Annotated in this window: 22 protein-coding genes and 2 tRNA genes; 9 read left to right on the plus strand and 15 right to left on the minus strand. The window is 49.0% G+C overall.

Translation table 11 applies throughout. From position 1 onward, the window contains the following. Nucleotides 1-42: 42 nt before the first annotated feature. The 8 genes from BOO20_RS06725 to rpsT all read right to left on the minus strand — a co-directional run bounded on the left by BOO20_RS06725 (nucleotide 43) and on the right by rpsT (nucleotide 6,290). On the minus strand, nucleotides 43-1,029 hold the full coding sequence (locus tag BOO20_RS06725) for an electron transfer flavoprotein subunit alpha/FixB family protein (protein WP_076791551.1): 987 nt from the start codon (nucleotides 1,027-1,029) through the stop codon (nucleotides 43-45). A 12-nt stretch (nucleotides 1,030-1,041) separates the two neighbouring features. Beyond that, complete coding sequence (locus BOO20_RS06730) at nucleotides 1,042-1,797, minus strand: electron transfer flavoprotein subunit beta/FixA family protein (RefSeq protein WP_076791553.1); 756 nt, start codon at nucleotides 1,795-1,797, stop codon at nucleotides 1,042-1,044. A gap of 138 nt (nucleotides 1,798-1,935) precedes the next feature. Beyond that, nucleotides 1,936-2,017 (minus strand) — tRNA-Leu (locus BOO20_RS06735). A 33-nt stretch (nucleotides 2,018-2,050) separates the two neighbouring features. Then, nucleotides 2,051-2,123 (minus strand) — tRNA-Lys (locus BOO20_RS06740). A gap of 281 nt (nucleotides 2,124-2,404) precedes the next feature. Then, on the minus strand, nucleotides 2,405-3,694 hold the full coding sequence (gene rho / locus BOO20_RS06745) for a transcription termination factor Rho (protein WP_076791555.1): 1,290 nt from the start codon (nucleotides 3,692-3,694) through the stop codon (nucleotides 2,405-2,407). Nucleotides 3,695-4,015: 321 nt separating this feature from the next. Beyond that, the gene (locus tag BOO20_RS06750; protein WP_076791556.1) at nucleotides 4,016-5,284 is read right to left on the minus strand and encodes a folylpolyglutamate synthase/dihydrofolate synthase family protein; all 1,269 of its coding nucleotides are present in this window, start codon (nucleotides 5,282-5,284) and stop codon (nucleotides 4,016-4,018) included. A gap of 9 nt (nucleotides 5,285-5,293) precedes the next feature. Then, nucleotides 5,294-5,896 (minus strand): Holliday junction branch migration protein RuvA, encoded by a 603-nt coding sequence (gene ruvA / locus BOO20_RS06755; protein WP_076791558.1) that lies wholly within the window; start codon nucleotides 5,894-5,896, stop codon nucleotides 5,294-5,296. Between the two features lie 118 nt (nucleotides 5,897-6,014). Next, nucleotides 6,015-6,290, minus strand: a complete 276-nt coding sequence (gene rpsT / locus BOO20_RS06760; protein ID WP_006366037.1) for a 30S ribosomal protein S20 — start codon at nucleotides 6,288-6,290, stop codon at nucleotides 6,015-6,017. 257 nt (nucleotides 6,291-6,547) lie between these two features. Between rpsT and glmM the strand changes: the two genes are divergently transcribed. Both glmM and BOO20_RS06775 read left to right on the plus strand, forming a co-directional pair. Beyond that, the gene (gene glmM / locus BOO20_RS06770; RefSeq protein ID WP_076791659.1) at nucleotides 6,548-7,960 is read left to right on the plus strand and encodes a phosphoglucosamine mutase; all 1,413 of its coding nucleotides are present in this window, start codon (nucleotides 6,548-6,550) and stop codon (nucleotides 7,958-7,960) included. Between the two features lie 43 nt (nucleotides 7,961-8,003). Beyond that, nucleotides 8,004-9,824 carry an ABC transporter ATP-binding protein gene (locus tag BOO20_RS06775; RefSeq protein WP_076791561.1) on the plus strand — a complete coding sequence of 607 codons (1,821 nt, stop codon included), beginning with the start codon at nucleotides 8,004-8,006 and terminating at the stop codon, nucleotides 9,822-9,824. Between the two features lie 228 nt (nucleotides 9,825-10,052). On the opposite strand, the gene BOO20_RS06780 is transcribed toward BOO20_RS06775, so the two are convergent. Beyond that, nucleotides 10,053-11,321: an FtsX-like permease family protein gene (locus BOO20_RS06780; RefSeq protein WP_076791562.1), complete on the minus strand. Its 1,269-nt coding sequence runs from the start codon at nucleotides 11,319-11,321 to the stop codon at nucleotides 10,053-10,055. A 183-nt stretch (nucleotides 11,322-11,504) separates the two neighbouring features. Between BOO20_RS06780 and fni the strand changes: the two genes are divergently transcribed. The 7 genes from fni to BOO20_RS06815 all read left to right on the plus strand — a co-directional run bounded on the left by fni (nucleotide 11,505) and on the right by BOO20_RS06815 (nucleotide 17,271). Then, a complete protein-coding gene (fni, locus tag BOO20_RS06785; RefSeq protein WP_076791564.1) occupies nucleotides 11,505-12,578 on the plus strand; it encodes a type 2 isopentenyl-diphosphate Delta-isomerase in 1,074 nt (357 codons plus the stop codon). 11 nt (nucleotides 12,579-12,589) lie between these two features. Further along, the gene (locus BOO20_RS06790; RefSeq protein WP_076791661.1) at nucleotides 12,590-13,588 is read left to right on the plus strand and encodes a polyprenyl synthetase family protein; all 999 of its coding nucleotides are present in this window, start codon (nucleotides 12,590-12,592) and stop codon (nucleotides 13,586-13,588) included. A 30-nt stretch (nucleotides 13,589-13,618) separates the two neighbouring features. After that, nucleotides 13,619-14,746, plus strand: coding sequence for a DNA-processing protein DprA (gene dprA / locus BOO20_RS06795; protein ID WP_076791566.1), 1,128 nt, complete (start codon nucleotides 13,619-13,621; stop codon nucleotides 14,744-14,746). Between the two features lie 246 nt (nucleotides 14,747-14,992). Next, on the plus strand, nucleotides 14,993-15,535 hold the full coding sequence (locus tag BOO20_RS06800; protein WP_006366044.1) for an OmpH family outer membrane protein: 543 nt from the start codon (nucleotides 14,993-14,995) through the stop codon (nucleotides 15,533-15,535). 9 nt (nucleotides 15,536-15,544) lie between these two features. Continuing rightward, a complete protein-coding gene (lptC, locus tag BOO20_RS06805) occupies nucleotides 15,545-16,096 on the plus strand; it encodes an LPS export ABC transporter periplasmic protein LptC (protein WP_076791568.1) in 552 nt (183 codons plus the stop codon). A gap of 16 nt (nucleotides 16,097-16,112) precedes the next feature. Next, complete coding sequence (gene panD / locus BOO20_RS06810; RefSeq protein WP_076791570.1) at nucleotides 16,113-16,499, plus strand: aspartate 1-decarboxylase; 387 nt, start codon at nucleotides 16,113-16,115, stop codon at nucleotides 16,497-16,499. Between the two features lie 31 nt (nucleotides 16,500-16,530). Beyond that, nucleotides 16,531-17,271: a sugar phosphate nucleotidyltransferase gene (locus tag BOO20_RS06815; protein WP_076791571.1), complete on the plus strand. Its 741-nt coding sequence runs from the start codon at nucleotides 16,531-16,533 to the stop codon at nucleotides 17,269-17,271. Between the two features lie 151 nt (nucleotides 17,272-17,422). Here the strand turns inward: BOO20_RS06815 and BOO20_RS06820 are convergent, their stop codons facing one another. The 6 genes from BOO20_RS06820 to BOO20_RS06845 form a co-directional block, all read right to left on the minus strand. Then, the gene (locus tag BOO20_RS06820) at nucleotides 17,423-17,920 is read right to left on the minus strand and encodes a VOC family protein (RefSeq protein WP_076791573.1); all 498 of its coding nucleotides are present in this window, start codon (nucleotides 17,918-17,920) and stop codon (nucleotides 17,423-17,425) included. Further along, entirely contained in the window at nucleotides 17,898-18,251 is a 354-nt protein-coding gene (locus tag BOO20_RS06825; protein WP_006366049.1) for a DNA-directed RNA polymerase subunit omega, read from the minus strand. The genes BOO20_RS06820 and BOO20_RS06825 overlap by 23 nt, the downstream gene beginning before the upstream one ends. Before the next feature lie 19 nt (nucleotides 18,252-18,270). Next, complete coding sequence (gmk, locus tag BOO20_RS06830) at nucleotides 18,271-18,849, minus strand: guanylate kinase (RefSeq protein WP_076791575.1); 579 nt, start codon at nucleotides 18,847-18,849, stop codon at nucleotides 18,271-18,273. 4 nt (nucleotides 18,850-18,853) lie between these two features. Further along, a complete protein-coding gene (locus tag BOO20_RS06835) occupies nucleotides 18,854-19,741 on the minus strand; it encodes a YicC/YloC family endoribonuclease (RefSeq protein ID WP_076791662.1) in 888 nt (295 codons plus the stop codon). A 90-nt stretch (nucleotides 19,742-19,831) separates the two neighbouring features. Then, nucleotides 19,832-20,101, minus strand: a complete 270-nt coding sequence (gene rpsO / locus BOO20_RS06840; RefSeq protein ID WP_076791576.1) for a 30S ribosomal protein S15 — start codon at nucleotides 20,099-20,101, stop codon at nucleotides 19,832-19,834. A 45-nt stretch (nucleotides 20,102-20,146) separates the two neighbouring features. Then, nucleotides 20,147-21,112: a bifunctional riboflavin kinase/FAD synthetase gene (locus tag BOO20_RS06845; RefSeq protein ID WP_076791578.1), complete on the minus strand. Its 966-nt coding sequence runs from the start codon at nucleotides 21,110-21,112 to the stop codon at nucleotides 20,147-20,149. Nucleotides 21,113-21,129: the final 17 nt, after the last annotated feature.

Raw genomic sequence — 21,129 nt, forward strand, 5'->3', positions numbered from 1 at the left:
AAAAGCCTATCCGGATATTTATTAACCATAAGGTACTGTTAATCATTTCTTCTTCAAAAATTCCTTTAGCGCTTCGATCAGTTTTGGCAGCACAAGATGCACATCACCCACAATACCATAATCTGCAACCTGAAAAATTGATGCATCCGGATCACTGTTTATTGCCACAACAATTCCTGCTGAAGCGATCCCTGCAAGATGCTGGGGAGCACCGGAGACTCCACAGGCAAAATAGAGTTGCGGCGCAACCGTTTTGCCTGTCTGACCTATCTGCTCAGCATGAGCTCGCCACCCTTCATCAACAGCAAATCGGCTCGCGCCGACTGCTCCGCCAAGAAGAGCTGCAAGCTCTTCAAGCAGGGCAAAGCCCGCGCTGCTCCCCATTCCTCTGCCTCCGGCAACAATGATACCGGCTTCGGCAATATCAAGGCTGTTCTGGCGAAGAACAATCCTGCGAAGTTCAGCAAGAAGGTTATCGCTGCTGTGGTGATGCTGCGCTGTCGGCATCACCTGAACGGTGCCGTCGGCAGAAGAGCGGGTGACCATTCCCCGCGAAGGCGAAAGAGTATAGATGCTGATATTTCGTTGCGGTGAGAACGAAGCCGTGGCCAAACCCGAATAAACCGGACGAAAAGAACCGTCAGGATACCCCTGCCGGTTGAAAAGAAGATCTCCCGAGAGCAGTGAAGCCTTAAGCAAGACTGAAAGTCGAGGAGCCAGATCCCTGCTTAGAGATGAATCAGCAAAAAAGAGTGCGGAAATACTCTCCTGCGTGATCATCGAGGCAACAATGCGGGTATAGGATTCCTGCTGGTACGGGCGGAGCAGCTCTGCATTTGCATGATAAACGACCCCGTCTCCGGCAAGGAGATCGCCAATCGGCTGCCTGTCCAACGGGCCGACAAGAAGTCCGGTCACTATTGCGCCCGCAGATAAAGCCGCGAACTCCTGAACCCTGTTCCATGCAGCAATAGAGGATTTTTTCAGAACCCCCTCCCTTTGCTCCAGAAATACCAGAAATTTTGTCATGGTAACGGTTTATTAATCGCCCGAAAAAAGAGGGAACTCATTGGAAAGGAGCAGTACCAGATCCTTTTCATCCTCTGCAAATCGGCATACTTTTTTCCGTTCAAGCGCTTTAAGGTCACTCATGAGAACCAGAGGAGCCACGTCGACCGATACAGTTAAAAGATCTATCGGCTTTTTCCTGGCCTCCATGACGGCTTTGACCGTTGTTTTCCGGGGCTGATTCAACCCTTTTTCCGCACTGATCACGACAGGATAGTGAAGCTCAATCTGCTCAACCCCCCCCTCAATCTCCCGCTCAAGATGCAGATGCTCACCCGAAAGATTCAGCGAAGTTACGCCGCTTACGGATGCTATACCCAGCAATGCTCCAAGCATTGAAGGAACCTGTGCACTCTGAAAGTCGGTAGAGCTTTTCCCGCAAAAAACAAGGTCGGGAATAATCCCTTCATAAAATTCCATCAGCGCACTCTTCAACTGCAGGGCTCTCAGATAGGGATCAGAGGGTTCAGTTGCACTCACGAGAACTGCCCGGTCGGCTCCCAGTGCAAGCGCTTTGCGCAGCATATCTTTTGCCGACAAAGGAGCAACAGTGAAGACGGTTACCAAACTCCCCGCAATACGCTCTTTAAGGCTCACCGCTTCCTCAAGGGCATACTCGTCGTATGGATTGATAACCTCGTTGATTCTCGAACGGTCTAATGCTCCGTCAGCAAAACCGATAACCGACGCACTATCAGGCACCTGACAGAGACATACAGCAATATTCATGATGGGTTCCCTTGATTCCTGACTGTTAGAACAGAACGATCTCCCTTGAGATGCTTCTGTATAGACAAAATAAGAGCGAAGGAGAAGAAAAAAATGCAAAAAAAAAGCCGCGAAAACGCGGCTTTAATGATGAACAAGTGCCCGAGAGGAGATTCGAACTCCTACACCTTTCGGCGCTACCCCCTCAAGATAGTGTGTCTACCAGTTTCACCACTCGGGCTTGTCAAAATCCAGAAATAACAATACACATCAGTGAGAATAGAAGGACTCGAACCTTCGACCCTCTGCTTAAAAGGCAGATGCTCTACCGACTGAGCTATATTCTCAACCAATAACAAAAGTACAGACGTACCGGAACTTATTTGTTCTGGTATCTCAAGCGCTTCTTGTGCCGGTTCTTGCGACGCATCTTTTTGCGCTTGTGTACCGCCATTTTATGACGTTTTCTTTTTTTTCCGCAGGGCATGTAGTAAATGTCTTTCCACTTGTTTTAAAGGCAGATAATATAGGAAGTTTTCCCAAAAGCGCAAATACAAATTCATCCTTAAACAGTATTTCATTTTAAATAATGGTGTTGCAAACGATCCCGTCCGGCTTGAGAGCACAATCATGCATTCATGTATTTGAAAAAGTCCTTGTTGTCCTTTGTATCGGCCATTTTCTCTCGCATGAACTCCATACATTCGATCGGATTCTTGTCGGCAAGATATTTTCTGAGAAGCCATGTTCTGGAAAGCTCTTCCTGTGAAAAGAGCAGCTCCTCCTTTCGGGTGCCGGAACGGAGAATATCAATGGAAGGAAAAATCCGCCGTTCGGAAAGGCGGCGATCAAGCAGCAGCTCCATATTACCGGTACCCTTGAACTCTTCAAAGATAACATCATCCATACGCGAACCGGTATCAACAAGTGCTGTGGCTATAATAGTAAGACTGCCCCCCTCCTCAATATTACGGGCTGCACCGAAAAAGCGCTTGGGTTTGGTCAGCGCATTGGCATCAATACCACCGGAGAGAATTTTTCCGGAGTGTGGAATGATGGTATTATGAGCCCGTGCCAGCCTGGTAATAGAGTCGAGCAGTACCACAACATCCCGGCCAACCTCTACAAGCCGCTTGGCCTTCTCCAGCACCATATCAGCTACAAGGACGTGGCGTTCAGGATCCTCGTCAAACGTTGAACTGACGACCTCGGCAGGCACACTGCGTGCCATATCGGTTACCTCTTCAGGACGTTCATCAATGAGCAGCACAATAAGGTAGACCTCGGGATGATTTTTGATAATCGCATTGGCAATCATCTGCAGGAGCATGGTCTTGCCGGTTTTCGGCTGCGCAACAATCAAACCTCTCTGCCCCTTGCCGATTGGAGTGAAAATATCCATAATGCGCCCGCAGTATTCCGACTGCCTGGTTTCGAGCTTGAGCCGTTCGCGGGGAAAAAGAGGGGTGAGATTTTCAAAATAGGGACGCTCTCTTGTGATTTCGGGATCATTGCCATCAATGGTGTTGATCTTCAACAGTGCAAAGAAACGCTCACCCTCTTTCGGTGCCCGGACCTGGCCGGATACCGTATCACCGGTACGCATGTTGAAGCGCTTGATTTGCGAAGGAGAGACATATATATCATCAGGAGAGGAGAGGTAGTTGTAGTTGGCTGAGCGTAAAAAACCGTACCCTTCCGGGATAACCTGAAGAACACCGGTATTGACCATGACATTGCCACTTTCAGAATCGCTGTTTTTCTGAGACTGGGCTTCGATAATCTTGAAAATCAGCTCCTCCTTCCGCAACCCTGCCGCCATAACACCAATTTCTTTGGCTAAAGCATGCAGTTCAAAAACTTTCTTTTTCTGGAGCATATTGATGTCCAGACCTTTAAAAACCGGATTGTTCGACATTGTAATGGGATTCAACGCTTGTTATTCAAAAAAAATAAACAGGAAAAGATGAGGATAGCCCGTCATATCCGGACGGCATATCCACAATCATGGTCAAAACCAGCATCTTCGACGGGAGTTAGCTTTAACGCGTTTTCATGCAACATGAAAGCAGGGAAAAAGAAGATGACAGGGGAAGAGTTTCTATAATTGAAAAAGGGATAATCACAACAAGGAATTATGAAACGGATGTCTCTCTTGGGTAAATGAAGCATTTATGTGGCTTGACTAAAATATAAAACTTTTTCCGTAAAAAAACTCTCATTCAAACCGCAGCACGCTTCAGTAACCTGAAGCAATGATCTCTCCGGCAAGATAAAATGATCCGGTCACAAGAATCAGGTCATCGGATTTCGAATACTCCCTCAGATACCCGAGCGCCTCACTTCCTGTTTTAAACACCGTTGCCTCATTGCCCTCATCAATGCATAGCCGGGCAAGCTGTTCAGCTGGAACGCTGCGTTCCGAGGGAATATTGACCGGATATAAATCGCAGTCAAGACGGGCAAGCTCCCTGATAACCGAAACGGCATCCTTGTCCGAAGCCAGACCAAGAATAACGTGTACAGCCCGGTATGCACTCCGGAAATCAGCGATGGCATTGACCGTCTGGCACATGCCATCGGAATTGTGCGAGACATCAAGGAGCACTGCGGGATGCTCTCCTATCTTCTCCAGTCTTGCCCGGTAACCGGTCCGTAAAAGCTGCTCAAGACCTGCATAGATATATGCCGGTGCAACACCTGCATCCTCGGCAACCATCACTGCAAGTGCAACATTGGAGGCATGAAACGATCCGCTCAGGGGCGCTTTAAGAGCCGGATAATACCCTGAAGCCGTGCGGAGGTCAAGCTGAAGCGCTCCTGCTTCGGCAGAGAGAACACTCCAGACCGCATCCTGACCTGCAACAAAGAGCAATACTTCATGCAATCCAGCCACCCAGGATATCGGCTGAAAAGCTTCCGGATCGGAAACCGCAGTAAAAACCCTGCACCCTTTTTTTATTATGGCCGCTTTTTCCTCCGAAATCAGTGCACGGGTCTCTCCAAGCCAATCGGTATGATCCAGCCCGATGCTTGTAATAACGGCATAGTCTGGATCCAGAATATTGGTAGCATCGAGCCTCCCGCCCATGCCTGTCTCGATAATGGAAACATCAACCTTTTCATCAGCAAACCAGGCGAAGGCTATCGCTGTTGTTGCTTCAAAAAAGGTGTAATGAGTACCGGCCGCTCTCTGTTTGAGCTGTGAACAGTAACAGGCCACCCGCTCTCCGGGAATCGGTTCTCCGTTGATGCGCATTCTTTCACTGAAATCAACAAGATGAGGAGAGGTGTAGAGTGCGGTTTTTTTGCCGGAAGCCTGGAATATTGATGCAAGAGCGGCGGCAACGGTCCCTTTTCCATTCGTACCGGCAATATGAATCACCAGACCGAGACCTCTTTCGGGAGAACCAAGATGATCAAGCAAGGTACGCACAACGTCAAGACCCGGCTTTATGCCGAACCGGTGAAGCGGGTAGAGAAAATCAAGCGCGTCCTGATAGGTCACCGTTATCTGCTAACTGTTATGAATTGAAACAAGAGCTGATTTGATTACCTCCTCAACACTGAGAGTGGAATGTTTTTCAAGAATGGAGTCCACAGCTTTCTGTACCGTAACTCTGGAGAAACCGAGAGTCACAAGGGCATTGATTGCATCATCCCTCATCCGGGAGGAGAGCTGTGCTGCCGGTGCCGCAATAGTGCCGGCAGGAGAAAGCTTCAGGATTTTATCCCGCAGTTCAAGAATTATGCGTGCGGCGGTCTTTTTGCCCACACCGGTGATCCCGTAAAGCCGTTCAGGAGTGTTCGCGAGAATTGCGTCATAAACTTCCGCAACCTGCAGGCCGGAAAGAACCGCAAGAGCAAGCTTTGGCCCCACACCGGAAGTCAGTATAAGCAGGCGGAACAACTGCCGCTCAGCTTCTGTAATAAAACCATAAAGCTGATGAGCATCCTCTCTGACCGAGAGATGGGAATAAAGCAATATTTCATTGCCCGTTTCTGGCAGTTGTCGGCTGGTGCTCGCGGAGATAAGAAACCGGTAGGCAATACCGGAAACCTCTACAACCGCCTCTTCCGGCAGGAGTGAGACAAGCCTGCCACGAAAATATGCAAACATGAGAGAAGGAATGGAAACCCGGACTGAAAGCCGCTAACAGCGCGTCTGTTACGGATTTTTCAGGCCGGATGTCAGAGAATGAAGATCAGTATTGAACTGCAAAGCTGGCATTCAACGCTTACTCGGCCTTGCCGTAACTGTTCAAAAGACGAGTCAGCTGAGACTTCTTTCTGGATGCTTTATTGGCATGGATATAGTTCTTGACGCCAAGACGATCGAGTTTCTGAACAGCCGAACGATAGGCGACTTCAACTTCCGCCTTGTCTGCACGGGTATCAATCAGTTTCTGCATATTTTTGACAAGAACTTTAAGCTCTTTTTTCCTTGCTCTGTTCCTGGCATTTCTTCTTTCTGACTGCCGCAGTCTTTTTTCAGCCGATTTGTGTAAAGGCATATACGGTTGCTGTTAGGATATAAAATTTTTCAAAAGCCTCCTTGCTTCAATAACAAAGGGCATATAATATAGAAGAAAGGAGCAAATAATCAAAAGAGTATCAAGAAATCCTGAAAAAGCCCCGCCACGCTCTTCGGGTTTCAGTACAAGCCGACCCCGGTGCATGCCTGCTCCATTCCGGCAAGGAACGGCATTCAGAACTCGGCCCTTTTTCCTTATATTGCGCCAGATCTTTTTCAATTCATTCATTGATTCTTATGAGCCTGATGATCAGCGTTTCCGGCATACGCGGTATAGTCGGTGAAAGCCTTACCCCAAAAAATCTTACCGCTTTTGCCATGGCCTTTGCCTCATGGATTCTTCGCCGTAAGGATGACCGGACAAAACGTCCGAGGATAGTCATCGGCAGGGATACCCGGCCTACAGGCAAGGCTATCGGTGATCTTGTCAGCAATGTTCTGGTGCTTTGCGGCTGTGACGTTATCGACCTTGATATCGCAACAACACCAACGGTAGAGATTGCCGTCACCTCCGAATGTGCCGACGGAGGGCTGATCATTACCGCATCCCATAATCCTGTTGCCTGGAATGCATTGAAAATGCTCAACCACCTTGGCGAGTTTCTGACTGCCACGGAGGTTGACGAGCTGCTTGCAATAGCAGACAGAGAGCAGTTCTGCCCGGCCGGATGGGATCATATCGGCGCCATCACCCATGATGACCGCTATGACGACCTGCACATCGAAAAGATTCTGCAACTTTCTTTTGTTGATACAGCAGCAATAGCAAAAGAGCAGTTCCGGGTACTTGTGGACTGTGTTGAAGGTGCCGGTTATGCCGTAGTGCCGAAGCTGTGCAGAAAGCTCGGCATGGAGCATATCGTTCCGGTTGCCTGCGGCGGCAGCGGCCTCTTCCCCCGCAATCCTGAACCGATTGAGGAGAATCTTTCGGCAACCATCGCCGGACTCAAAGTGAGCGGATGCGATTTTGCCATTGTTGTTGATCCGGATGTCGACCGACTCGCACTCATCTGTGAAGACGGGACCCTCTTCGGCGAAGAGTATACCCTTGTAGCCTGCGCAGACTTTTATCTTAAAAAGCACAGCGGCGCTGTGGCAAACAACCTCTCCAGCAGCCGTGCACTGAGAGATATTGCCGGAAGGTACGGCGTCGAATGCTATAGCGCAAAAGTCGGAGAAGCCAACGTGATCGAATTGATGAAAGAAAAATCGGTCGTTATCGGCGGCGAAGGTAACGGAGGAATAATTCTTCCCGAACTGCACTACGGCCGGGATGCTCTAGTCGGCATAGCGCTCTTTGTACAAGCCTTCACCCACTGGCGCACAACAAACCCTAACGGCTCTCTTTCAGCTTTCAGAAAAGAGTTTCCCGACTATGTGATGTCAAAGCAGAAAACTACGCTCGGAAAAACTGACCGTTCATCGCTCGAGAATATTCTGACCGATATTGCCCTGCAATACCCTGAAGCTGAATCAAGCGCTCTTGACGGGTTGAAACTTGATTTTTCCAGCAGCTGGGTGCATCTGCGTCCGTCGAACACAGAACCAATTATCCGCATCTATTCCGAAGCGCCGTCAAAAGAGGAGGCTGAAGCGCTGGCTGATACACTGAAAAGGGATATAGAGAAACGAACGCAGGGCCATGAATGACCCCTGAAATGGCTGCAAACGGCAGGTATTTGGATGAAAAATAATGAGTAAAGAGCAGAACAAAAGCTTCCGGACACAACAGGACGAAACACTTGGCATAGAGAAAAAAGGCTCGGTGGACAGCTATATTGTCTCCCGTCTCTTCGCCTATATCAAGCCATTTAAAACCCTTGTGGCTGCCTCTGTTGCAATTACCATTGCAGGCTCTTTTCTTGGTCCGCTTCGACCCTATCTGACAAAAATCGCCATTGACGACCATATCGCACGTGGCGATCTCAGGGGACTCGCCTTTATCAGCATCCTGCTTGCAGGAGCCATACTGCTTGACGGCATCAAGCAGTATATCACCACATGGTTAACCCAGATTATCGGCCAGAAGGCCGTATTCAACCTCCGGATGGATATTTTCACCCATCTGCAAAAACTGCCGGCACGGTTTTATGACCGCAATCCCATAGGACGACTGATCACAAGAACAACAAGTGATGTTGAATCGCTCAACGAGATGCTCTCAAGCGGCATTATCACGATTCTCGGTGATATCCTGCAGCTGTTTTTTATCGTTGTCCTGATGGTGTGGATAGATTGGCAGTTGACTCTTATTGTACTCGCCGTTCTCCCCCTCATGCTCTATGCAACCATCCTGTTCAAAAACAGGGTACGGGTTGCGTTTCAGGATGTCAGAACCCATCTTGCGCGCCTGAACACCTTCTTTCAGGAGCATATTACCGGCATGAGCATCGTACAGCTCTTCAATCGCCAGGAGCAGGAATATGAGAACTATGCCGCCATTAACCGCGATCACCGGGATGCTAACATCCGCACGGTTTTTTATTTCTCCATCTACTATCCGCTTATTGAAGTGCTGAGTGCTGCGGCGGCGGGTCTGGTGATATGGTACAGCGGCGTACGCCTGCTCAAGGCTGACCTCACCATTGGAGTGGTTATTTCGTTTGTGCAGTATATATGGCTCTTTTTCCGCCCTCTTCAGCACCTTTCCGACCGGTTCAACGTTATTCAGACGGCAATTGCCGGATCAGACCGGATCTTCAGACTGCTTGATGAAAAGGAGGGGATTGAAAACCCTGCAGAAGTGCAGCCCGTCTCAACCTTCAGGGAGAAAATAAGTTTCAGCAATGTCTGGTTCGCCTACGACGGCGATAACTGGATACTCAAGAATATCTCCTTCGATATCCGGCATGGCGAAAAAGTTGCCATTGTCGGGGCAACCGGGAGCGGGAAAACCTCAATCATCAATATTCTCTCCAAACTCTACCCTTTCAGCAAGGGCTCCATCACCATTGACGACATCCCGATCCGGAAAATCGAGGCCAGTTCACTGCGAAAACTTGTCGGAGTTGTCATGCAGGATGTCTTTCTCTTTTCCGGCACCATTCGCGAAAACCTCGCCTTCGGCAATCCCGATGTCTCCGACGAAGCCCTGCGGGAAGCCGCAAGAGTGGTTGGAGCAGACCGGTTTATCGAGCAGCTCCCCGGCGGCTACCAGTACAGGGTGCTTGAAAACGGCACCGGCCTCTCCTCCGGCCAGAAACAGTTGATCGCATTCGTGCGGGCACTGCTCTACAATCCGGAAATTCTGGTACTTGATGAAGCAACCAGCTCCGTTGATACGGAAACAGAGACACTGATTGACGCGGCAACGGCGAAACTCATGAGTGAGCGTACCTCGATTATTATAGCCCACCGGCTCTCAACCGTGCAGAAAGCTGACCGGATCATCGTTCTGCACAAGGGCGTGATCCGGGAAACCGGCAACCATCAGGAACTTCTGGCAAAACGGGGCCTCTACTACAAGCTCTACCTCCTGCAGCACCCCGAACAGACCACTCAAAAAGAGGTTTGAAAATTATTGAACAACGAAACAGACGAAATTACACGAAAAGAAAACGAAGAGATTTTGGATTGAAAGAGGAAGAGGCTGTCCACGAATTGCACGAATTAACATGAAATAATGTAGGGGCGATCCTGTGTGATCGTCCTTTTTGGCAATTTTAATCTTCGTCCTTTTAGTCCTTTTTTAAAGCCCTTAAGCGATACAATCAAACTGCGCAACAGGTTAACAAAAATAGCGTTACAAACTGCTGTCGCGAAGCACACTAACCGGCTCCAGCTTCGCCGCTCTTGCGGAAGGGAGAATAGCTGCAAGCGTACTGATAAGCACAGTGACCCCGATGACTATAAAAAAATATATGGGATTGTAGGACATACTGAAGCCTGTTTTGGTCAGAGGTCCCTGGGAGCTCTCAACAGGCAGGCTTGCAAAGAGATTGATAGAGCCTATGGCAAGAACACCCCCTGTCAGGGCACCGGCGAGGCCCACAATAAACCCTTCAAGAACGAACATACTGACAAGCTGCAGGGCTGAAAATCCGAACGACTTCATGATGGCAATGTCACGACTCTTCTCAAAAACCGTCGTAACCAGAATATTGGCTACTCCGAAACCCGAGACAACGCCGACAAAGGCAACGAGAGAAAAGACGATATAGCCGATACGTTTAAAGAGGGAGAGCACACTTTCATTTTCCTCCTGCCAGGTCAGGCAGCGGTAACCGGTTATCTTCTCCAGCTCTCTTGAGAGCGCTGCATTGTTGAATGGATCAGCAACCTTCAGGGCAATCCCCGATACCTTGTTGGCCGGAAGTCCCTCAATGATCTGACCAAGTTTAAGAGAGACGAGAACACCATTATCGACAGCATTGACGCCGGAAAAAAAGATACCGGCCACCTTGCACTGACGACTCTTTCCGGAAGAGGGGATAATAACCACATCATCACCAAGCTGGAGATTCATATCCCTGGCTACCGTACGCCCCACCAGAAGAGCATTGGGTGTTTTTTCATAGAGGGTGATATCACCGGAAGTCAGTTTTTTTCGAATTCCGCTGATGGCATCCTCCCTGTCGATCATGACGCCCTTGAGCAGAAGCGGCTGGTTGCGGCTCCCCTTTACCGCCATTACCTGTGACTCAACATAGGGAGAGGCGGCAACGATCTGCCTGTTATACTGGGGCAGGTTGAAAACACCGAGAAGCTGGCCGTAATTGCGCACCTCATCACGCTCCAGCTTCTGGATATTATCTTCTACAATGGCAACAGAGGACTCCTTCTGGCCGGCAAGTATATTGACCGGCACCGGGTTCATCTTCTCCCCCTTGACGGTGATATGGGGCGCAACATTGACAATGGTTTCAATAAAGGAGTCAAGCAGACCGCGCGTAAGGGAGTTGGTTGTGATCAGCACCATGGTGCTCACTGCCACTCCGAATATGGTTGTGAGTGTCTGCCGCCGCCGCCCGAGCAGATGCCGTACTGCTATATCGAACAATGTTTTAAACATGGTTGACCCGCATGATAAGAGCGTAGCGAACAGCAATAAAGAGTAGTGTGGCCTGCTGCTTTGAATCAGGCATTGGCGTGACTCCTGATAATTTCTTTAGGTGCCAATAAGTTATGGGATATTTTTATTAAGTTATACCATTAAAATCCGGCATCATAAAGAAAGCAAGCTATCGTCAGGCGCATGAGCGAAACAGCAGGCAATATAACAATTGAGCGCAAGCATAGCCACGTGGAGATCTGCCTGCATGGCGATATTGCCTTCAGCGGCAAAACCACCGGTTTTGAGCGCTACGAATTTGAGCACAATGCCGTGCCTGAACTCTCGTTTGCCGATATCAGCCTTTCAACAACGTTCCTTGGCCGCACAATAGCAGCTCCGCTCATGATCTCCTCCATGACGGGAGGATACAGTGAAGCGACATATCTGAACCAGCGCCTTGCCGAAACGGCAGAGCAGTTCAGAATTCCTCTCGGTGTCGGAAGCATGCGTCAGGCACTTGAAAACAGTTCACACCGTGAAAGCTTTGCCATAGTCAGAAAGTACGCACCATCAATACAGATTTTTGCCAATATCGGCGCACCGGAGATCGCAAAAGGACTTACGGATAGCGATATCAGCATCATGCTTGATCTCCTTGAAGCCGATGGACTCATTGTTCACTTCAATGCCGCACAGGAGCTTTTTCAGCCTGAAGGCAATACGGATTTCCGCCATGTGCTTGATCATCTGAGCACACTAACGGCCAGAATCCCTGTTCCTGTAATTGCCAAAGAGGTCGGGAGCGGTATTTCGGGCGCGGCGGCATCTCAGCTTTTCGAGGCCGGCGTCAAGGCTGTTGATGTCGCAGGCGCAGGGGGAACCAGCTGGCAGAAAGTTGAAGAGATCCGTTATACACGCCAGTTCGGCACTGAGAGCCGTTTCAGCACCCCTGCGCTTGAAGAGCTGCTGAACTGGGGAATACCAACAGCTCAATGCCTGAAAGAGATCGCAGCCCTGAAAATATCGAACAAAATTTTCAGCACCGTAGAGCTCATCGCTTCAGGTGGTATAAAGAGCGGAATGGATATTGCAAAATCGCTGGCGCTTGGCGCAAATCTCGGAGCATCGGCAGGCCATCTGCTGAAAGCGCTCCATGAAGGAGTGCTTGAACTGACCATTGAATCATGGCTGAACGATCTCAGGGCCGTCATGTTTCTCACCGGAGCAGCTACCATCGAGGAGCTCCGGTGCAAAAGCCTTATCGTAAAACAATGACCGACTTCACCATGAATATACCCGTTACACAGGAACTTGTCGAGAAAAAGTACCGGCTCTACCACACCAAAATCAATGATGCTCTCGGAACATGTTTTGAAAAACAATCTCCGGTAACACTCTATGAGCCAGCCAGGTATATTCTGGAAGGAAAGGGGAAAAGAATCCGCCCGTTCCTGACTCTCCTTGCTTCTGAAGCCGTCTCCGGCTCTTCTGAAAATGCCCTCAATGTTGCTCTTGCTGTTGAGGTCCTGCATAATTTTACCCTGATGCATGATGATATCATGGATCAGGCCGACCTTCGCCATGGCAGACCGACTGTTCACCTTGAATGGAACGTCAATGCGGCGATACTCTCCGGAGATATGATGATTGCCTACGCTTACGAGCTTGCACTTCAGGCGAAAAGCAGCCGTCACGCTGAACTGGTTCACATTCTCAACGATGCCAATATCACAATCTGTGAAGGACAGGCTCTCGATATGGAACTCGAAAAGAAAAAAGATGCAACAATTGCCGACTACCTTGACATGATTGCCAAGAAAACAGGGCGCCTGATCTCAGCCGCGCTTGAAGCCGGAGGTGTTGCCGGAAATGCTACAGATGAACAGCTCAGAAACCTGGTACTCTTCGGAGAAAAAATCGGACGGGCATTTCAGATTCAGGATGACTATCTCGATATCATGGCGGACGACGGCAAATCAGGCAAGATTGCCGGCGGCGATGTCATGAACGGCAAAAAGACCTATCTTCTCCTCCGCTCACTTGAACTGACCTCAGGCAGGGAACATGATCTCCTTCACTCCATCTTCATGAATAAAGGGATCAGTGCCGACAGGGTACCGGAAGTAAAAGCCATCTATGAGCGGTGCGGTGTACTTGAGGAGACTGCAGCACTCATCAACACGATTACCGAAGAGGCTCTCTCAGCCATTGACTCGCTCCCCTATGCCGAAGGAAGAGAGTACCTAAAAGGATTTTCAAACATTCTCATGAAGAGGGATTTCTGAGTTTCCCGCTTCTTTCAACGGAAGCGTACCATGGAAAAGAGCATGTTGCTTCTGGCTCTGACCCTTATTCCGGGAATCGGACCATCAAGGATCAAGGCACTCATCAACCACCTGCCGGACATCAATGATGTGCTGCAGGCTGATGTTGACGCGTTGAAAACGATACCGGGCATAGGAGAACCTCTTGCACGTCAGATTCATGATTCTCTCGCTCACTCCGAAACAAGAGCTGCTGCTCTGAACGCAGCAGAGGAGCAGATTGCTGCCCTGCATCGCTGCAATGCAAAACTGCTTACCATTCTTGACCCTGACTATCCGCCCCTTCTGAAGGAGATATACGACCCTCCGCCATGCCTCTTCATCCGGGGTACACTGCCGGATCCACACACGCCCGGCATTGCAGTCGTAGGCACAAGAAAGGCTTCTGCATACGGCAAAGAGTGTACCGAAAAGCTCTGCCAGGGGCTGGTATCTCTCGGCGCGGTCATTTTCAGCGGTATGGCTTACGGTATTGATATGACGGCACATCTGGCTACCCTGAAACATGGAGGTACAACGGTAGCCGTTCTTGCCAGTGGTGTTGACACCATCTACACCGATCCACAGGGGAAAGTATGGCCTAAAATTGTAGAGCATGGCGCGCTCATCTCCGAAGAGTGGATCGGTTCATCACTCTCTCCGGGAAAATTCCCGAAAAGAAACCGGATCATATCAGGCATCTCTGCCGGAACTCTGGTGACAGAATCAGATCTGAAAGGAGGAGCACTGATTACTGCCGCAAATGCTCTTGAGCAGAATCGGGAGGTTTTCGCCGTACCCGGAAGTATTTTCTCCCGGAGCTCAAGAGGAACAAACCGGCTGATCCAGCAGGGACAGGCAAAAGCCGTCATGGGTGTTGAAGATATCATTACGGAACTCTGGCCGCACTTTGCAGGCACACTCACGGAAACCGCCGCTCTCCCGCCTGACAATCTCTATCTGAAGCTGAATAACCATGAACGGACTATATTGGAACGAATGACGAGAGAGCCGGTACATATCGATACCCTGGCGGCAGAAACGGGAATGGATGTCTCATTGCTGCTTGTACATCTTTTTGAACTCGAGATGAAATCCGCGATCATGCAGATGCCTGAACAGTTTTTCCGGAAAATATAGCAATCGGCCAATTATACAGAAAACCTGAAACTCTTCAGAGCCCCGCCCCGGCTCTCTTCCTGGCCTGTCAGCCATCCACATCCCGTCATCTTGTGACAGATCCATCACAATATCGGCAAGCATGCGGGCTTATCAGCTTTTTATCGTATTTTATCGGGGAATTATTACCTTTGAATGTATAATTTTGTCCTGTTACACGTTATACAATTTCGGCTCATAAACATGATAACCTAAACCTTGAAATTGATGAATCATTCAGGAGGATTTATAAACGTTTCCCGCCGGGCCATGGTTACGGCGGCATTGTCCCTTATGCTCATTGCTCCTTCCTCGCTCCAGGCTGCGCAGGATACCGGCAAGGTTGGTGTTGTTGATTTCGGAAAACTCATCCAGCAGTTGCCTGAAACCAAACAGGCGGAAACCACCCTGCAGGCTACGGCAGCCCCTCTCCAGAAAGAGCTTGCCCGCTTGAATGCAGAGTATCAGAAATCAGTCGTGGCTTACCGTCAGCTCCCGGCTGCTACAACCAAAGCGGCGAGAGATCAGAAAGAGCAGGAGGTAAACAGCAAGGCTCAGGCACTCCAGAAGTACCAGCAGGAGCAGGGTGGAGTTGTTGAAAGAAAGCAGCAGGAGCTCCTGACTCCGATTCGTGAAAAGGTACTCTCCGCAGTCAAGGCAATTGCCCAGCAGGACGGATTTACCCTGGTGATTGATAAAGGCGCCCAGGTCTACGGCACCCCTGATCATGATCTGACGTTCAAGGTAATGAACCAGTTGAATATCAAGTAATGATCCACGGTGTTCGATAAGTCCATCGTTCTTTTTCTGCTGGCTCTTCTGTTCGTCATGACGGGATGCGGCGCTTCTCAAAAGGAGCGTCGCTCTCCGGAGACCCGCTTTATAGGAATCAATCATCCCGTTCAGGAAAGCTGGAAGGCGAGGCTTGCTATTACCGATTCGGGTAGCAGGACGGGCGTTATTGAAGCCGGGCACGGTGCGATATACAGAACAAACACCGGAGATGAACATCATCTTGACGGGGGAATCAGGGTTACCTTCTTTGACGTCAACGGCCTACCCTCAACGTCAATAACAGCCGAAAAAGCTGTTATTCATGATAATCAGGATATTGAAGCTTCCGGTAATGTGGTCATTACCTCCGCCGTGACAACGGTTATAAGAACCGAGTATGTCAAACGGACAGCCAAAGACCGTATGATCCGCTCAGACAAGTTTGTAACGATAACAAGGCCCGGAGAAACCATACGGGGATATGGTTTTGAAAGCGATCAGGGGGTGAAGAAGTACCGCATTTTCAAGGGAAGCGGCGAAGCATTTATACAACAATAATGAAGTCAATCTGTTCATGAAATTACATGTATTGAAATCAAAAATCCACAACGCTATTGTAACCAGTGGTGATCTCGAATATGAAGGAAGTATCACCATTGACAATGAACTGCTTGATATGGTAGATATGATCCCCAATGAAAAAGTGCTTGTGGTCAACAATAATAACGGTGAACGGTTTGAAACCTATATCATCAAGGGTGAACATGGCTCCAGGGTGATTCAGCTCAACGGAGCCGCTGCACGCTGTGCACTTGCAGGCGATGAGATCATTATCATGACCTTCGCAGTCATGGACGAAGATGAGGCTCGAAACTATAAGCCAATGGTTCTTATTGTTGACAGAGAGAATAACCCCAAAAGCCGTCATCGCGTCGGCGAAATGAGTGAACCGTTATCGTAGCTCCCCCTTACTCCAATAGTTTATAATATTTATGGGACTTGCAGTAATCATCATGGCGGCCGGAAAAGGTACGCGCATGCATTCAGACCTTCCAAAAGTGCTGCATAGAGCAAATGGAAAACCGCTTGTTGAGTATGTTCTCGACACAGCAAACGCACTTGACCCGGAAAAGGTCGTACTCATTGTCGGCCATCAGGCGGAAGAGGTAAAACAAGCGACTGCCGGCTACGCTCTCATTGTTGCTCTTCAGGAACCTCAGCTCGGAACCGGTCATGCCGTCATGCAGGCCAAAGAGGCGCTGAGGAATTTTGACGGTGAGGTACTCATCCTCTCCGGAGATGCGCCTCTTGTCACACTCCGGTCGCTTCAGCAACTGATAGCGTTTCACCGTAGCCGGAGTGCGGTCGCTACCGTGCTGACGGCTGATCTTGCCGATCCGTCGGGCTATGGCAGAGTCATCCGGCACAACAACAGCGACATCGTTCTGAAAATTGTTGAACACAAGGATGCTACTGAAGAGGAACGCGCCGTGAGTGAAATCAACTCCGGTATCTATCTCTTCGATGCAGCGGTACTGTTTACGGCACTTGGAGAGATCACCACCAATAATGCACAGCATGAGTACTATCTGACCGATGTATTCGGGATATGCTTTACAAGCGGCAAACGGGTTTGTGCCTTCAAAACCGGAAATCCGGATGAGATACTTGGAATCAATACCCCTGAACAACTGAAAGAAGCTGAAGCAATACTGCTGAAGCAGCAAGCCTGATTAATAAACGAAATGGTGAACGTGCTTTTAAGCTAAAGCGTCTTGATCCTTTTATAGGCCCCATAAGACTTATAAGTCCTATGGGACTTATGGAAGAGCAAGAGTGCTTTTGGGGAGGATAACCAGGATTCCTGGTATCGGCAAAAAGGGTTTATTTCCTTGAACGGCGGGGCTTTTGAAGTTCTTTTTCCTCCGAAACTTTCAGGCGAGTTCCACTTGCAAGCGCACCGGGAGTGGAGACATCAATATCAGGACTCTCTTTCTGGATTCCAGCTTCATGCATGGAGTAGAACTCCACAAGATTTCCGTCCGGATCCATGACAAAAAAAGCCCTCCCCTCACGTCGATGGGCGGGTCGGGTCACGAGATGTACACCACTATCGTCAAGATAGCGTGCAGCAGCATCGACTTCAGCATCGGAGGAGAGCCTGAAACCGAAATGGTCAACCCTGATATCACGCGCTTCGGGAGATCCCGGAGTTTCGGCTTTTACCAGTACCAGAAGGTCAGAGTTGATACGCAGATAAGAGATATTCGCTCCAACCCGGTGGTCAAGCTTGAAACCAAGAACACCACCATAAAATGCTTCGGCAAGACGCAGGTCATTGACGCGAAGGGTAATCTGATTAATCCCCGTCAGTTTCATCATCTTCTTCTACTTGAACAGGCTTTTTCTCGGCAGTTTTCTCCAGGGTATAATCATATTTGTGTTCGAAATACTCCGCAACTGCTTTATGCGAGGCCTTTTCACGGACTTCAAACTCAAGACTGATAGCGATCTGTTCAGGAAATATCTTGTCCGATTCAGACTCACTGCTCGGGTTGCGGATCATCTCCTTGTAAGGGAGCAGCTTGTCTTCAAGATCAGCGCGCTCTTCATCATGTATTTTTTTCGCTCTTTTCGAAATCGCAACTACCGTCTCATACAAATTCGAGTGCGCACTTCTCAGCTTGTTCAAATCAACAGGTTTCACCGACATTGCACTATAATTATGACGTTTATAAAAGAAATTTTCTGACTTTTTCCGTGACCGTCTCCACGGTCAGATCAAGATTGTCGTTTACAATCACCTCATCAAACCGATCCGCATACTCAAGTTCAAGACGGGCACGCTCAAGGCGCAATTTCAGACTCTCTTCATCTTCACTCTCCCGCCCTTTGAGTCTGGCTTCCAGTATCTCCATACTCGGCGGCTTGAAAAAAATCAATAACGAGTTTTCAGGAAAGAGCCGCTTGAGATTCAGTGCGCCTTTGACGTCAAGATCAAGAAGAAGATGGCTGCCGCTCTCAATAACCTCACGGGTTTTATCAAGCAGGGTCCCGTAATGGTTTCCGAAAAAAAACTCATGTTCAATAAATCCACCGCTACGGATCTTCTCCTCAAAATCGTTTCTGCTCAGAAAATAATAGTTAATCCCCTCTACTTCACCAACCCTCTTCTCACGGGTTGTAGCGGATACCGAAAATCTGATATCAGGAATCCGCTCCAGCAAATGTTTGGCAATTGTTGACTTGCCGGTACCGGATGGTGCTGAAAAAACAATCAGTTTCCCCTGCCGTTTCCGCTCTTCAACCATAACATCACTCTATATTTTGCAGTTGCTCCCTGACTTTTTCAAGTTCTTCCTTTATTCGAACCATTTTCTGGGATATTTCCGCATTCTGGGATTTAGATGCGATGGTATTGGCTTCACGAAGCTGCTCCTGAAGAAGAAAGTTCAGTTTTCTTCCTGTACCGCTCTCATCATTTCCCAGCTCTTCAAGAAAAAACTTGTTATGACTGGCGAATCTGGTCAACTCTTCGGTAATATCAAGCTTGTCGGCAGCAAGAACCAGCTCCATTTCAAGACGATCCCTGCTGTATGCCAGATCCTTTGAAGCGATTGCCTCTACTTTTGCCGCCAGTCTTTTTCTGACCACTTCAAGGTTTTCTGCCGAAAGCGTGGCAACAAGAGCGAGTGTCTGTTCAATCTCCGCAATGCGTACACTGAAGTCAACCAGAAGCTCCTCCCCCTCCCTTCGGCGCATCGCCTTGAGACGATCTATGGCCTCCTGGAGCAGCTTTTTTGCGACAGGCCAGAGCTTTTCGATCTGGTCAAGTGAAGTTGTACCGTTATCGAATACTTCCGGGAAACGGAGCAGATGCTCAAGCGTAACCGGTGTAGTGAGCTGGGCTTCTCTCTGAAGGGTCTCAAGCAGTCCCTTGTAGGCTTTGACCTTTGAAGCGTTGACACTGACAGCTATAGGCTGCTCTTCATCAAGCTGAACCTGAATAAACGCGGATATTTTACCCCTTTGAAAATGGGCCCGTATCATTTCGCGGACTTCAAGTTCAAACGAGAGTAACTGACGGGGAAGCTTTACACTGATTTCTGCAAACCGGTTATTGACTGAGCGTAGCTCAACAAGCGTGCGAACACCGTTTTCAACTGACTCCGCACTGCCATATCCGGTCATACTTTCCAACATAGGCTTCCCTGCTTCATTCGTTGTTAAAAAGATAACCTGCAGAGCAAAAGCCCTGCAGAGATCGGGCAACAAGAGTTCGTACCGAACTGCTTACTTGCGGAGATCAAGTTCGGCAATCACCTTACGGTAACGGTCGATATCAACATTCTTTATATAATTCAAAACTTTTTTGCGCTTGCTTACCAGCATAAGCAGTCCACGGCGGGAGTGCTTGTCTTTCGGATGCAGCTGAAGATGGCCGGTAAGATCGGTAATTCTGCGGCTGAACAGTGCCACCTGAACTTCAGATTTTCCGGTATTCTTGTCAGATCCGCCGAACTGCCGGATAACTTCCGCTTTATGCTCTTTTGTGAGACTCATAGCTCTTCATTTGTTATGTTAAATCGATTGACCTGCAATATAATATTATATACTATACAACTCCACCGTTTTTTTATCTTTTTCAAGCTGGTTTTTCAGCTCATCAAGTGACGTAAACTTGCGCTCCTCCCGGATAAATCGAAAAAGGCTGAACTTCAGAGTACGACCGTAGAGCGCGCCGGAATATCCAAGAATATAGGCTTCGACGGTTGTAATCCCCTCTGAACTGACCGTCGGACGTACACCGATATTCATCATAACCCTGAATGAACGACCGTCAAGCTCGGTTCTGGCAAGATAGACCCCGCTCCTGGGCAGCAGCTTGTCCGGATCGGAAAGCTGAAGGTTTACGGTCGGAAAACCGATCTCCCGCCCCCGTTTGTCACCATCAACAACGACGCCGCTGATCATATAGGGAGAGCCGAGAAACTCATTAGCCTCGGCAATCAGACCGCTTGCAAGGAGTTGGCGGATTCTTGTACTGGAGAAATGCTCATCACCGATCAGCAGTTCATCCAGCACCTCTACATCAAAATCCAGCTCCCCGCTGAGATGCTCAAGTGTCGTACCGCTTCCGCGCCGGTCGCGTCCGAAAGCATGGTCATATCCGATGATGATACTTTTAGCTCCTATGAGGCTTACCAGCACATTGCGGATAAAATCCTCCGAGCTGCGCCGGGCAAAATCCGGTGTAAAACGGACCACAAAAAGCAGATCAACCCCCTCCCTCGAAAGCAGGTTGATTTTCTCCTCCAGTGTGGTAAGCAATCCAAGCGGACCGGTAACGGCACCCTTGAGCACTCTTCTTGGATGGGGTTCAAAAGTCACCACAACGCTTCGCAACTGACGATTGCGGGCAAGAGCAACAAGCCGGGCAATAATCATCCGGTGACCCTTATGCACCCCGTCAAACGAGCCAATAGTGACCGCAGAAGCTATAGCAGGGAATTCGACAGGAGAGGCAGTGCCAAAACCACAGACATGATGATTATCATATTCCACAATACGCATACTTCCGTTATCTCCCT

It is taken from the genome of Chlorobium sp. KB01 (assembly GCF_001975465.1).
Classification (GTDB): domain Bacteria; phylum Bacteroidota; class Chlorobiia; order Chlorobiales; family Chlorobiaceae; genus Chlorobium.

Bases quoted from the DNA above. Each gene is read 5' to 3' on its own strand.
- BOO20_RS06820 (WP_076791573.1), bottom strand. From the start codon at position 17,920: ATGATGAAACTGACGGGGATTAATCAGATTACCCTTCGCGTCAATGAC.
- BOO20_RS06780 (WP_076791562.1), bottom strand. From the start codon at position 11,321: ATGTTTAAAACATTGTTCGATATAGCAGTACGGCATCTGCTCGGGCGG.
- ruvA (WP_076791558.1), bottom strand. From the start codon at position 5,896: ATGTTTGCATATTTTCGTGGCAGGCTTGTCTCACTCCTGCCGGAAGAG.
- BOO20_RS06835 (WP_076791662.1), bottom strand. From the start codon at position 19,741: ATGTTGGAAAGTATGACCGGATATGGCAGTGCGGAGTCAGTTGAAAAC.
- rpsO (WP_076791576.1), bottom strand. From the start codon at position 20,101: ATGAGTCTCACAAAAGAGCATAAAGCGGAAGTTATCCGGCAGTTCGGC.
- BOO20_RS06790 (WP_076791661.1), top strand. From the start codon at position 12,590: ATGAATATACCCGTTACACAGGAACTTGTCGAGAAAAAGTACCGGCTC.
- fni (WP_076791564.1), top strand. From the start codon at position 11,505: ATGAGCGAAACAGCAGGCAATATAACAATTGAGCGCAAGCATAGCCAC.
- rho (WP_076791555.1), bottom strand. From the start codon at position 3,694: ATGTCGAACAATCCGGTTTTTAAAGGTCTGGACATCAATATGCTCCAG.
- BOO20_RS06730 (WP_076791553.1), bottom strand. From the start codon at position 1,797: ATGAATATTGCTGTATGTCTCTGTCAGGTGCCTGATAGTGCGTCGGTT.
- rpsT (WP_006366037.1), bottom strand. From the start codon at position 6,290: ATGCCTTTACACAAATCGGCTGAAAAAAGACTGCGGCAGTCAGAAAGA.
- BOO20_RS06815 (WP_076791571.1), top strand. From the start codon at position 16,531: ATGGGACTTGCAGTAATCATCATGGCGGCCGGAAAAGGTACGCGCATG.
- BOO20_RS06725 (WP_076791551.1), bottom strand. From the start codon at position 1,029: ATGACAAAATTTCTGGTATTTCTGGAGCAAAGGGAGGGGGTTCTGAAA.
- BOO20_RS06800 (WP_006366044.1), top strand. From the start codon at position 14,993: ATGAATCATTCAGGAGGATTTATAAACGTTTCCCGCCGGGCCATGGTT.
- BOO20_RS06845 (WP_076791578.1), bottom strand. From the start codon at position 21,112: ATGCGTATTGTGGAATATGATAATCATCATGTCTGTGGTTTTGGCACT.
- gmk (WP_076791575.1), bottom strand. From the start codon at position 18,849: ATGGTTGAAGAGCGGAAACGGCAGGGGAAACTGATTGTTTTTTCAGCA.
- panD (WP_076791570.1), top strand. From the start codon at position 16,113: ATGAAATTACATGTATTGAAATCAAAAATCCACAACGCTATTGTAACC.
- BOO20_RS06775 (WP_076791561.1), top strand. From the start codon at position 8,004: ATGAGTAAAGAGCAGAACAAAAGCTTCCGGACACAACAGGACGAAACA.
- dprA (WP_076791566.1), top strand. From the start codon at position 13,619: ATGGAAAAGAGCATGTTGCTTCTGGCTCTGACCCTTATTCCGGGAATC.
- BOO20_RS06825 (WP_006366049.1), bottom strand. From the start codon at position 18,251: ATGTCGGTGAAACCTGTTGATTTGAACAAGCTGAGAAGTGCGCACTCG.
- glmM (WP_076791659.1), top strand. From the start codon at position 6,548: ATGAGCCTGATGATCAGCGTTTCCGGCATACGCGGTATAGTCGGTGAA.